General features: G+C 67.6%; 10 protein-coding genes and 1 pseudogene. 9 read left to right on the top strand and 2 right to left on the bottom strand.

What is annotated here, in order from left to right; genetic code table 11:
• The first annotated feature begins 2 nt into the window (after positions 1 to 2).
• Positions 3 to 749, top strand: a complete 747-nt coding sequence (locus FHU31_RS00055; RefSeq protein ID WP_167154340.1) for a lysophospholipid acyltransferase family protein — start codon at positions 3 to 5, stop codon at positions 747 to 749.
• A complete protein-coding gene (locus tag FHU31_RS00050) occupies positions 750 to 1,562 on the top strand; it encodes an HAD family hydrolase (RefSeq protein WP_167154337.1) in 813 nt (270 codons plus the stop codon).
• 76 nt (positions 1,563 to 1,638) lie between these two features.
• On the opposite strand, the gene FHU31_RS00045 is transcribed toward FHU31_RS00050, so the two are convergent.
• A complete protein-coding gene (locus FHU31_RS00045; RefSeq protein ID WP_167154334.1) occupies positions 1,639 to 3,231 on the bottom strand; it encodes an N-acetylmuramoyl-L-alanine amidase in 1,593 nt (530 codons plus the stop codon).
• Positions 3,232 to 3,360: 129 nt separating this feature from the next.
• Positions 3,361 to 4,314 (bottom strand): hypothetical protein, encoded by a 954-nt coding sequence (locus tag FHU31_RS00040; RefSeq protein ID WP_167154331.1) that lies wholly within the window; start codon positions 4,312 to 4,314, stop codon positions 3,361 to 3,363.
• A gap of 289 nt (positions 4,315 to 4,603) precedes the next feature.
• Here FHU31_RS00040 and glf point away from each other — a divergent pair, with 289 nt between their 5' ends.
• The 7 genes and pseudogenes from glf to FHU31_RS31330 all read left to right on the top strand — a co-directional run.
• Positions 4,604 to 5,842, top strand: coding sequence for a UDP-galactopyranose mutase (glf, locus tag FHU31_RS00035; protein WP_167154328.1), 1,239 nt, complete (start codon positions 4,604 to 4,606; stop codon positions 5,840 to 5,842).
• Entirely contained in the window at positions 5,839 to 7,797 is a 1,959-nt protein-coding gene (locus FHU31_RS00030) for a glycosyltransferase (RefSeq protein WP_167154325.1), read from the top strand. Before glf ends, FHU31_RS00030 begins: the two co-directional genes overlap by 4 nt.
• A 1-nt stretch (position 7,798) precedes the next feature.
• A complete protein-coding gene (locus FHU31_RS00025; protein ID WP_167154321.1) occupies positions 7,799 to 8,329 on the top strand; it encodes a phosphatase PAP2 family protein in 531 nt (176 codons plus the stop codon).
• Positions 8,326 to 9,243: a decaprenyl-phosphate phosphoribosyltransferase gene (locus FHU31_RS00020; RefSeq protein ID WP_167154318.1), complete on the top strand. Its 918-nt coding sequence runs from the start codon at positions 8,326 to 8,328 to the stop codon at positions 9,241 to 9,243. The genes FHU31_RS00025 and FHU31_RS00020 overlap by 4 nt, the downstream gene beginning before the upstream one ends.
• Positions 9,221 to 11,221: a terminal beta-(1->2)-arabinofuranosyltransferase gene (gene aftB, locus FHU31_RS00015; RefSeq protein WP_409371192.1), complete on the top strand. Its 2,001-nt coding sequence runs from the start codon at positions 9,221 to 9,223 to the stop codon at positions 11,219 to 11,221. Before FHU31_RS00020 ends, aftB begins: the two co-directional genes overlap by 23 nt.
• Positions 11,222 to 11,371: 150 nt before the next feature.
• Positions 11,372 to 12,355: an esterase family protein gene (locus FHU31_RS00010; RefSeq protein WP_167154316.1), complete on the top strand. Its 984-nt coding sequence runs from the start codon at positions 11,372 to 11,374 to the stop codon at positions 12,353 to 12,355.
• A 132-nt stretch (positions 12,356 to 12,487) separates the two neighbouring features.
• Positions 12,488 to 12,647, top strand: a pseudogene (locus tag FHU31_RS31330) (diacylglycerol acyltransferase/mycolyltransferase Ag85A); the annotation flags it as partial.

The following is a 12,647-nucleotide window of genomic DNA, read 5'->3' as shown; positions in this document are numbered from 1 at the left end:
CTATGGAGCCGGTCTTTCGTTCCCTCGAAATCGCCGGGAAGACGGCGATGCGCGTCACCGGGACCCGGCTGGACTTCCAGGGGCTTGAGCACCTTCCCGGCACGGGTGGCGCGGTCGTCGCGATCAACCACACCAGCTATGTCGATTTCCTGCCGGCAGCCCTGGCCGCGACGGCCCGCAGGCGGCGGATGCGGTTCATGATCAAGGCCGAGATGCAGAACGTGCGGGGCGTCAACTTCCTGATCAAGCACGCGGGCACCATCCCGGTGGACCGCAGTGCCGGCGGTGAGGCTTACCCGGTGGCCGTCGCGCGGCTGCGCGCCGGTGAGCTCGTCGGGGTGTATCCCGAGGCCACCATCAGCCGTAGCTTCGAGCTGAAGGACTTCAAGACCGGGGCGGCGCGGATGGCCCTCGATGCCCAGGTGCCGATCGTCCCGCTGGTCGTGTGGGGCGTGCATCGGATGTGGACGAAGGATCATCCGAAGGCATTGGGTCGCAACAAGATCCCGGTGACGGTGGCGCTCGGCCCGGCGCTGCCCGCCGAGGGTGGCGTGGACCGGCTGATGGCCGAGCTGCGCCAGGCGATGGGAGCACTGCTCTACAAGGTGCAGGACGCCTATCCGCAGCCCGCCGGGGCATACTGGGTGCCCCGTCGCCTCGGCGGCGGGGCGCCGACACCTGAGGAGGCCAAGCGCCTCGACGAGGCCGAGCTCGCCGAGCGCGGCCGTAAACAGCTGGGGAACCACTGAATGCTGCCTACCCTGATCGCCACGGATGTCGACGGCACGCTGCTCGACGGAGACGAACACGTCACCGCCCGGACGCGGGCCGCGGTACGCGCCGCGGTCGACGCCGGAACCCATTTCGTGCTGGCCACCGGCCGTCCACCGCGGTGGGTGCCCCCGGTCGTGGAGGAACTGGGCTTCGCGCCGATGGCCGTCTGCGCCAACGGTGCGGTGATCTACGACTCCGCCACCGACCGGATCGTGTCGGCGCGCACCCTGTCCGCGGAACTGCTCACGACACTGGCCGATATCGCCACCCGGGTCATTCCGGGTGCCGGGCTGGCCGTGGAGCGGGTGGGGCGCAGCGCGCATGACGCGGCGACCCCGCAGTTCGTCAGCTCCCCCGGATACGAGCATGCGTGGCTGAATCCGGACAACACGGAGGTGTCCCTCGAGGACCTGCTCAGCGCACCCGCGGTGAAGCTGCTGATTCGCAAGGCCGGGGCGCGCAGTGCGGATATGGCCGCGGCGCTGGCCCCGCACATCGGGATCGAGGGCGATCTGACCTACTCCACCAACAACGGCCTGATCGAGGTGATGCCGATAGGCATCAGCAAGGCCTCGGGTATCGAAGAGGTGGCCCGGCCCCTGGGGATCGCCGCCGAGGACGCGGTGACCTTCGGCGATATGCCCAACGATGTGCCGATGCTGCGCTGGGCGGGGCTCGGTGTGGCCATGGGCAACGCGCATCCGGATGCGCTGGCCGCCGCCAACGAGGTCACCACCACGAATGCCGATGACGGGGTGGCGCGGGTGCTCGAACGCTGGTGGATGTAGCCGGGGCGAGCGAAGCGACGGGAAATGTAGCCGGGGCGAGCGAAGCGACGGGAAATCTGGCCGGGGCGAGCGAGCGTCAGCGCGGGTCGATCGGAGTGAACCGCTCCATCTGAATCGGTGAGTGGTTCGGTGTGGGCAGCTTCAGCGGAACGCCGTCGGTGACCCGGGTGACGGCACCGGTCTCACGGTCGAAGTTCAACGTCCCGTGCTGGAAGTTCTGCACGATCCACTGTGGTTCGTTGATCTCCCCGCTGGTGGGCAGTCCGAGCGCGCCGCGCTCGAAACCCAGTGCGCCCCAGGCGTCGTAGATGGCCCCGGTCACCGGCTGGGCGCCGCTGACCGGTGACCAGTACATGGCTCCCCGGTCGAAGGTCACATAGCGGGCGTCACCGTTGCCGGCGGCTTCCGGTGAGGTGGGCATGCCGAGCGGCCCCTTGTCCGCGCCCATCGCCTGCCATTTGGCGAAGATCGCCCCGCCGCGCAGGGTGTCGATCAGGTCGGCGGGTCCGGCGGGCCGGTTGAACCGCGCGGCGATATCGCGCAGCACGGGCATCAGGGCGTACGCGGCGTTACCCGGGCAGTCGGTGTTACCGACATCGCGATGCGTGAAGATCGTGGGCAGGTTCTCCACGGCGCCCGCCGCGAACTTGGTGAAGTCGCCGCCGGCCGAGGTCAACGTCACGGTGCCGAGCGGGTCGACGTGATCGAGCCCGAGCCGCCAGCCCAGCAGGCGGCCCACGGTCCGCAACTGAATCGGGGTGGGCGGGACGACGTCGAAGTCGCCGAGCATCGCCACCCCCCAGGTGTCGGTGTTGAAGCCGCCGGTGTGTGCGCCCTGGACGGGCCGGTCCATTCCGCCTGCGCGGCCCTCGAACACCTGCCCGTACTTGTCGACCAACGCGTTGTAGGCGATATCGCACCAGCCCAGCGTGCGGGCGTGGTACTCGTAGATGGACCGGACGATGGCCGCGGAATCCTCGGGCAGATAGTCGTTGCTGCCGGCGGTGTGATGCACGACGCCGGCGCGCACGCCCTGGTCGTAGATGGGGGCGCCGCACTTCATCGATTCGTCGGCACCCCACTGCGCGCGGCTGATGATGTTCGGCGGCTGGCCGGGGATGGTCGCGGCCGCGGCCGGCGGGTTGAACTGCACGTCGATGGGCGCCTTGGGCGGGCTGATCAGGACCGCGTTGACGTTCTGGGGCAGCGGTTTCTCGATATTGACCGGGATGTAGCCGAGGCCGGCGTGAGTGGCGGGCGGGGCGGCCGGCTGCCGGCGCACCGCGATCTGCACGGTGGTGGTGCGGCCGACGAACACCGGCTCGGTGCCGTGGGTCGTCTTGTCCTGCGGCCCGACGCCGTCCAGGGCCTCGGCGTCGTACCAGGGACCCCAAGAGCCGTCCGGTTGTCTGGCCCGCACGCGCGCGGTGGTGTCGTCCAGGTCGTCGGCGGTGATGGCGACCATGGAGAACGGGGTGTCCTGGTGTACCTCCCGGATGGTCTCACCGGCCGGGTCGCCATTGCCCAGCCCGCCCAGTGGCTGCTGGCTGATGACGACGGGGGGTGGACCCGGATTCTCGGGGACGCCGTTGACCGCCCACGGCAGGATGACCACCGTGCCCACGACTGCCGATAACAGCAGCGAAGGTGCAGGACGACGACGCGACACGTTCCGAATGTTACGTATGAGTCCAGTGTTACCAGAGTTTCGACACGATACGAATTCCGCTCACCACACAACGGCACCGCAGAGCCGGGAAGGCTTCTGCGGTGCCGTTCGGTGACAGGCTTGTACGGGTCAGGCGCCGGCGACCTGGGCAATGGCTGCCGGAGCCGCGGTCAGGGCCGGGGCTGCAGCTGCGGCGGGAGCGGCTGCCGCGGCGGCCGGGGCCGCCTGCTTGATGGCCGACTGGATGGCCGGCATCACCATGCCCTTGAGCAGGTCGATGGCCTGGCCGGCGCCGAGCTGATTCGCCGCGCTGCTGAGGTCGCCGATCAGCCCGCCGCTTCCGCTGGTTGCGGCCGGGGCGCCGAGGCCGAGGCCCGGATCGCCGCCCAGGATCGGGTAGGTGCCCGCCGCCGGGTCCAATCCGATCGGCGCCGAGATCGGCACCTCACCCGGAACCCCGAGGCCGGTGGTGCCCAGCCCGGTGGTTCCGAGCCCGGTGGTGCCCAGGCCGGTGGTGCCGAGACCCGCGGGGCTGGCCAGGCTCGGCGACGTGAGGCCCGGGGTCGCGCCGGTCAGGGCCGGGTTCGTGTTGAGCGGATCGGTGAGCGAGGTGGGGCTCAGCGACGGGGTGGTCGCGTTGATCGGCGGCACGCTGAGCCCGGGAGCCAGCGGTGAGGTCGACCCTGCCGCGGGCACACCCAGGCCGGTGGCTCCCGCGGGTGACGTGAGACCGGGGGTGCTCAGGCCGGCGGTGCCAAGCCCGGGTGACAACGGGGAGGTCAGGCCGGTGGCGCCGAGGCCGGGCGAGGTCAGCGTCGGGCTCGCTGCCGGCGAGCCGGTCAGCATGCCCGTCGGCATCGGCGGCAGGTTGATCCCGAACTGCGACAGGCCCTGGGACAGGGCTGACATCAGCTCGCCCGGGAGGTCGGTGACCAGGGCGGCCTGCACGAACTGCCGATGCTGGGGCTGGTCGTTCTTGGCGGGTAGTTCTGAGAGTGCAGCTATGGCAACTGGACTTGCGACGGCCAGGGCGGCGACTGCGCTCATGGCTGTCGAGAGCTTGCGTCGACGTCGGTTCGGCACGGAAGTCTCCTCAATACATGGACTACGTGTGAGCGGTGTGTGTTCGGTGCAGCGTCGGCGACGTTCACTTTCTGAAGGTCCTGTGCCTTGCCATCAGCTCCGAAAACGTCGTCTTCCAACGTGATCGATGGTACTGGTGTGACTACTGCGTCTAGAGTGACGATATTGAATTGTGAGCGAATTGCGACCTGCCGCGAATGTGGGTGGGACCGCCCCACAGGGCCTCCCCGGGCCCCGCGCCGTCACACGTTTCGGGCGGCCGAGGGCCGGTCGGATACCCTTGCTGCCGATGACCGATCAATCTGCCCGGGTCGATGCACGCCCTTCCACCGGTCGTTACGACCTCCTCGTTGTGGGTTCGGGCTTCTTCGGCCTCACCATCGCCGAACGCGCCGCGACACAACTGGACAAACGGGTCCTGGTGGTCGAACGACGGTCCCATCTCGGCGGCAACGCGTACTCGGAGCCCGAACCGGAGACCGGTATCGAGATCCACAAGTACGGTGCCCACCTCTTCCACACCAGCAACAAGAGGGTGTGGGACTACGTACGACAGTTCACCGAATTCACGGGTTACCAGCATCGCGTGTTCGCGCTGCACAAGGGCCAGGCCTACCAGTTCCCGTTGGGGCTGGGGCTGGTGTCGCAGTTCTTCGGCCGGTACTTCTCCCCGGACGAGGCCCGCGCCCTGATCGCCGAGCAGGCCGCCGAGATCAAGACCGAGGACGCGCAGAACCTCGAAGAGAAGGCGATCTCGTTGATCGGCCGACCGCTCTACGAGGCATTCGTCAAGGGCTATACCGCCAAGCAGTGGCAGACCGATCCCGCCGAGCTGCCCGCCGCGGTGATCAACCGGTTGCCCATGCGCTACACCTTCGACAACCGCTACTTCAACGACACCTACGAGGGCCTGCCCGCCGACGGTTACACGGCCTGGCTGAAGAACATGGCCGCCGACGACCGGATCGAGGTGCGGCTGGACACCGACTGGTTCGACGTCCGTGAAGAACTCCGGGCCGCGTCCCCGCAGGCGCCGGTGGTGTACACCGGCCCCCTGGACCGCTACTTCGACTATGCCGACGGCCGGCTCGGCTGGCGCACGCTCGATTTCGAGACCGAGGTGCTGCCGACCGGAGATTTCCAGGGCACGCCCGTCATGAACTACAACGACCTCGACGTGCCGTTCACCCGCATCCATGAGTTCCGGCACTTCCATCCCGAGCGCGACTACCCGACCGACAAGACGGTCGTCATGCGGGAGTACTCCCGCTTCGCCGAGAACGACGACGAACCGTACTACCCGATCAACACCGAAGCCGACCGGACGTTGTTGGCCGGCTATCGCGACCGGGCCCGGGCCGAAACCGCGAACGCCGCGGTGCTCTTCGGTGGTCGCCTGGGTACCTATCAGTACCTCGACATGCACATGGCCATCGCCAGTGCGCTGAACATGTACGACAACACCCTGGCTCCGCACCTGCGCGACGGCGCGCCGCTGCCGGCCTCAGACGAAAGCAGTACAGCATGAGCGACATCCCCTCCGGTGCACTCGACGGCGCCGAGTCGCGGGCGGTCAGCCTGCTCTCGCGGGTGATCCTGCCGCGGCCCGGTGAACCTCTCGATGTGCGCAAGCTCTACATCGAGGAGTCGACCACCAACGCGCGCCGGGCACACGCCCCGACCCGCACCACGCTGGAGATCGGCGCCGAATCGGAGGTGTCGTTCGCCACCTACTTCAACGCCTTCCCGGCCAGCTACTGGCGGCGCTGGTCGAGGCTGGAGTCGGTGGTGCTGCGGGTCGAGATCACCGGCAGCGCTCGCGTCGACCTGTACCGGTCCAAGGCGACCGGTGCGCGAATCACGGTGGGCGGCACGGAGATATCCGACAGTGGTGGTCTGACCCCGGCGGTGGCCGAATTCGAGATCGAACTGGATCCGTTCGAGGACGGCGGCTGGATCTGGTTCGACATCACCACCGACACCGCGGTGACGGTGCGCAGTGCGGGTTGGTACGCCCCGCTGCCGGCACCCGGGAAAGCCGATATCGCCCTGGGGATCCCGACCTTCAACCGGCCGTCGGACTGTGTCAACGCCTTGGCGGCGCTGACCTCGGATCCGTTGGTGGATCAGGTGATCAGCGCGGTCATCGTCACCGACCAGGGCACCAAGAAGGCGGTGGACCATCCCGGATTCGCCGCGGCCGCTGCGCCGCTGGGGGACCGGCTCTCGATCTTCAACCAGCCCAACCTGGGCGGGTCCGGTGGCTACAGCCGGGTGATGTACGAGGCGCTGCACCACACCGACTGCGAACAGATCCTGTTCATGGACGACGACATCCGGATCGAACCGGACTCGATCCTGCGGGCGCTGGCGCTGAGCCGGTTCGCCAAGGTGCCCACCCTGGTCGGCGGGCAGATGCTCAACTTGCAGGAGCCCTCGCACCTGCACGTGATGGGCGAGATGGTGGACGCGGCGAATTTCATGTGGACCGGCGCGGTCAACACCGAATACGACCACAACTTCGCCAAGTACCCGCTCAACGACGAAGAGCAGTACCGCAGCCGGCTGCTGCACCGCCGTATCGATGTCGACTACAACGGCTGGTGGATGTGCATGATCCCGCGGTCGGTGGCCGAGGAGCTCGGCCAGCCGCTGCCGCTGTTCATCAAGTGGGACGACGCCGACTACGGCCTGCGCGCCGGTGAGCACGGCTACCCGACCGTCACGCTGCCGGGTGCGGCCATCTGGCACATGGCCTGGAGCGACAAGGACGACGCCATCGACTGGCAGGCCTACTTCCACCTGCGCAACCGGCTGGTGGTGGCGGCGCTGCACTGGGACGGCGATATCAAGGGCCTGCTCGCCAGCCATCTCAAGGCGACATTCAAGCACCTTCTCTGCCTTGAATATTCGACCGTAGCCATCCAGAACAAGGCCATGGACGACTTCCTGGCCGGGCCCGACCACATCTTCTCCATCCTGGAGTCCGCGCTGCCCGACGTGCGGGCGATGCGCACCCAATTCCCGGATGCGGTGGTGTTGCCCAGTGCCACCACGCTGCCCACCCCGTCGGACAAGAAGTGGCGCAAGAAGGTGGCGATCCCCACCAGCCCGCTGTCGATCTCGTGGCGGCTGGCCCGCGGGGTGGTGCACCAGCTCAAGGCGCACGACCCGGCGCATCACGTCCGTCCGCAGGTCAACGTCGCCACCCAGGATGCCCGCTGGTTCTCGCTGTGCAATGTCGACGGTGTCACGGTCACCACCGCCGACGGCCGCGGTGTGGTGTACCGGCAGCGGGACCGCGAGAAGATGTTCGAGCTGCTGCGCGAGTCGGTGAAGCGCCAGGCGCTGCTGGCCCGCAAGTTCAACCGGATGCGCAAGGTGTACCGCGCCGCGCTGCCGGAACTGACCAGCACCCAGCGGTGGGAGAGCGCGCTGCTGGACTCCGCACCGGATCCCGCTCCGTCCTTGGAAAAGGCCTGATGTGGCAGGCGATCTGACGCGCGAGGAGACCGCGCTGGTGGTGGTCCAGGCCGCACTGGCCGGGCGGCCGGGGGTGCCCGGCACCGCGCGCGCCCTCTCGCATTTCGGTGAGCACAGCGCGGGCTGGGTGGGCGTCGCCGCGCTGGGTGCGGTACTGCAACCGCAACGCAGGCGGGCCTGGCTGACCGTCGGCGTCGGCGCCTTCGTCGCCCATGCGGCCGCAGTGGTGATCAAGCGTGTGGTGAAGCGCGAACGTCCGCATCACCCCGCGATCGCCGTGAACGTCGCCACGCCGAGCAGGCTGAGCTTCCCGTCGGCGCATGCCACCTCGACCACCGCGGCCGCCATCCTGATCGGCCGGGCGACCGGTTCGCGGCTGCCCTGGCTGCTGATCCCGCCGATGGCGTTGTCGCGCTTGGTTCTCGGGGTGCACTACCCGACGGACGTTCTCACCGGAGCGGTGGTCGGTGCGGTGACCGCGAAGACGGTCGGGGCGATCTCAGACAACTGGGGCGAAGGAGTCGTGCAGTGAGTGAAGAAGCGCCGGCATCGACCCTGGGCCCGCCGAAGAACCTCTTCGCCGGGGTGATCAAGGCGATCCGTCCGCGGCAATGGGTGAAGAACGTACTCGTGCTGGTGGCGCCACTGGCTGCGCTCGGCACCGATGTGCACTACGACTACCGCTTCTTGGCCGCCCGGGTGGCGGTGGCGTTTGTGGTGTTCTCGATGGCGGCCTCTTGCATCTACCTGATCAATGACGCCCGCGATATCGAGGCCGACCGCCAACACCCGACCAAACGATTCCGCCCGATCGCGGCCGGAGTGGTGCCGGTTCCGTTGGCCTATGGCCTGGCCGTCGTGCTGGGCGTGGCCGCCCTCACGATCTCCTATCTGGTCAGCCACAATCTCGCGGTTGTCATCGCGGTGTACATCGGTATCCAGCTGGCGTATTGCTTCGGCTTGAAACATCAAGCGGTACTGGATATCTGCATCGTCTCATCGGCCTATCTGATCCGAGCGATCGCGGGCGGCGCAGCCACCAATATCCAACTGTCCCAGTGGTTCCTGCTGGTGTTCGCCTTCGGGTCGTTGTTCATGGCCGCGGGTAAGCGGTACGCAGAGCTTCAGCTTGCCGAACGCACCGGCGCCAAGATCCGGAAATCACTGGAGAGCTATACCAGTTCGTATCTGCGGTTCGTTTGGACGCTCTCGGCGACCGCCGTGGTGTTGTGTTACGGCCTGTTCGCCTTCGAACGCGATGGAGGTTCGGCGTCGTGGTGGGCCGTGTCGATCATCCCGTTCACCATCGCGATCCTGCGCTACGCCGTCGACATCGACGGCGGCGACGCGGGTGAACCCGAGGACATCGCGCTGGGCGACCGCGTGCTGCAACTGCTCGCGTTGGCGTTGATCGGAACAGTCGGTGCCGCTGTCTACTTCGGCTGACCGCGTCGGCCGTGCCATCGCGACCAGCCTGTCGGGCTGGCCGTCCTTCCGGTACAGCGCGTCGGTGCGGATCAGCCTGTGGCTGTCGGTGGCGGTGGTCGCCGCGCTCTTCGGCTGGGGCGCGTGGCAACGACGCTGGATCGCCGACGACGGCCTGATCGTGTTGCGTACCGTGCGGAACCTCTTGGCGGGCAACGGGCCCGTCTTCAATGCCGGGGAACGGGTGGAGTCCAACACCTCCACCCTGTGGACGTACCTGATCTACGGCGTCAGCTGGATCAGTGGGCCGGTGCGACTGGAGTACGTCGCACTGACGCTGGCCCTGGTGTTCTCGGTCGCCGGGGTGGTGATGCTGATGCTGGGCACCGGCCGGCTGTACGCACCCGGACTGGTGGGCCGGCACGCCGTGTTGTTGCCGGCCGGTGCGCTCATCTACATCGCGATCCCGCCGGCCCGTGACTTCGCCACCTCGGGCCTGGAAAACGGTCTGGTGTTGGCTTATATCGGCCTGCTGTGGTGGTTGATGGTGTGCTGGTCGCAGGCGGCGCGACTGCCCGCGCCGCGGCGCCAAGGCGCGGTGTTCCTCGGCGCACTCGCCTTCGTCGCGGGGCTGTCCGTGCTGGTGCGCCCGGAACTCGCCCTGCTCGGCGGCGCCGCGCTGGTGATGTTGATGGTGGCCGAACGCGGCTGGCGGCGCAGGATTCTGATCGTCGCGGCCGGTGGCGCACTTCCGGTGGGCTATCAGATCTTTCGCATGGGCTACTACGCTCTTGCGGTTCCGCAGACCGCCATCGCCAAGGACGCGACGGGCTCGAAGTGGGCGCAGGGTTTTCAGTATCTGGCCAATTTCAACAGTCCCTACCTGCTCTGGGTTCCCCTGGTCCTGGCGGTACTGCTCGCCGTGGTGCTGCTGCGCGGTAGGTCGCACCCCTGGAAGATCCAGCCGTTCGAGTCCCTGCCGTCGGCCGCCGGACCGGGCCGGCTGGCGCGCGTCGTCCAGAGTCCGGCAGCGGTGGTCGTGTTCATCGTGGTGAGCGGTCTGCTGCAGGCCGTGTACTGGATACGCCAGGGCGGCGATTTCATGCACGGGCGGGTGCTTCTGACGGCACTGTTCTGTGTGCTCGCCCCGATCTCGGTGATCCCGGTCCGGGTGCCCGATGAGGCCCGGGTCAGCCGGCAGACCGGCTACCTGCTGGCCGGCGCGACCAGCGTGCTGTGGCTGTCGATTGCGGGATGGTCACTGTGGGCGGCGAATTCGCCCGGGATGGGCGCAGACGCCACCAGGGTCACCTACTCCGGCATCGTCGACGAGCGGCGGTTCTATGCGCAGGCCACCGGCCACGCGCACCCCCTGACCGCGGCCGACTACCTGGACTATCCACGGATGCGCGCGGTGCTGACCGCCATCAACAACACCCCCGACGGCGCCCTGTTGCTGCCGTCCGGCGACTACGACCGGTGGGATGTGGTGCCCGCCATCCCGCCGCCGGCGGACAAGCCGTACCGAAATGGTGAAACAGGCCCGCACACAGTCTTTTTCACCAATATGGGCATGCTGGGAATGAACGTCGGCCTCGATGTCCGGGTGATCGACCAGATCGGCCTGGTCAACACCTTGGCCGCGCACACCGCCCGCCTCGAGGACGCGCGCATCGGCCACGACAAGAACCTGTTCCCGGACTGGGCGGTCGCGGAAGGCCCGTTCCTCAAGGAGCGCCCCTACATCCCGGCCTACCTGGACGAGGATTGGATCGCCCAGGCCGAGGTGGCGCTGACGTGTCCGGAGACCCACGTGATCCTGAACTCCGTGCGCGGAAATCTGACGCCGCGGTTGTTCTTGTCCAACCTCACACATGCGCTGCAGTTCGGCAGCTATCGAATTGACCGTGTTCCGCTCTATGAGCTGTACCGATGCGGTCTGGCGACGCCGCCGCCGAAGGCGCCGCCGTACACCGGAATGCCTGCCGCGGGGCCCTAGGGTTTTGCGGGTCGCGTAACGCCCCGGCTATGTTGTGGCGATAGACGAAGCGTGGTGGCATCCGGCCTGTGCTGGCGCCCCCGCACCGAGATCCCGACCTTGAAATGCGAAGCATCGCATTGCCTGTGAAGCGGAATGGATGAACGACGCATGCGTAGGACCACTTGTGTGAGGCTTATCACAGCACCGCTGCGCGCGGTTGCTGTGATGGTGGTCACTGTGATCGCCGCGCTGGCGCTGCCCCTGCCCGCTGCCCAGGCGTTCTCCCGTGAGGGTCTGCCGGTCGAGTACCTGGACGTGTTCTCCACGGCGATGAACCGGAACATCCGAGTCGAGTTCCAGGGCACGGGCGCCCCGGGCAGCCGTGCCGTCTATCTCCTCGACGGCCTGCGCGCCCAGGACGACTACAACGGCTGGGATATCAACACCGCCGCGTTCGAATGGTTCTACGGCTCCGGCGTCTCGGTCGTGATGCCGGTCGGCGGGCAGTCCAGCTTCTACAGCGACTGGTACTCGCCGTCGACCTTCAACAGCCAGGGCTACACCTACAAGTGGGAGACCTTCCTGACCCAGGAGCTGCCGCAGTTCCTGGCAGCCAACAAGCAGGTCGCCACCTCCCGCAACGGCGTCGTCGGACTGTCGATGGCGGGCGGGGCCGCACTGATCCTGGCCGCCTACCACCCGCAGCAGTTCAGCTATGCCGCTTCGCTGTCCGGGTTCCTCAACCCGTCGACGGTGTTCATGAAGCAGGCCATCCGGGTCGCCATGCTCGACGCCGGTGGGTACAACGTCGACAACATGTGGGGCCCGCCCTGGGATCCCGCGTGGAAGCGCAACGATCCGGTCCAGCAGGTCGGCAGGCTCGTGGCCAACGGCACGCGGCTGTGGATCTACTGCGCCCCGGGTGGGTCGACCCCGCTCGACGAGAACGCCGACCCGGGCCAGAAGCTCAACGCCGACAGCCTGGAAGGTCTGGCGATCGGCAGCAACAAGCGGTTCCAGGACCGCTACACCGCTGCCGGCGGTCGCAATGCGACCTTCCAGTTCCCGCCGTCCGGGAACCATTCGTGGGCCTACTGGGGTGCCCAATTACAGGCTCTCAAACCCGATCTGATTGCGACCCTGAACGGCTGATGGGGCGACCGGACAGGACTTTCGAGGAAGAGAGAGACACCCAGACTTGTGGTTGACTACATGGGCAATGCGGCCCGGACAGGCGCACACCGACCGGGTGCGGCACACGACAGAATGGATAGGTAAGCAGTGATGAGTTTCGTTGGGAAGATTCGCGGCGCCACGCGCCGAGTGGTGGTCGCGGCAGCTGCTGCCGCGGTACTGCCCGGTTTGGTCGGCGTTGTCGGAGGCTCGGCGACTGCTGGTGCCTTCTCGCGGCCGGGTCTGCCGGTCGAGTACCTGGATGTTCCGT

Origin of the sequence: Mycolicibacterium fluoranthenivorans, assembly GCF_011758805.1 — a bacterium.
Taxonomy (GTDB): domain Bacteria; phylum Actinomycetota; class Actinomycetes; order Mycobacteriales; family Mycobacteriaceae; genus Mycobacterium; species Mycobacterium fluoranthenivorans.
Note: the sequence above shows the minus strand (reverse complement) of the source record. Positions and strands in the feature narration are given on the sequence as shown.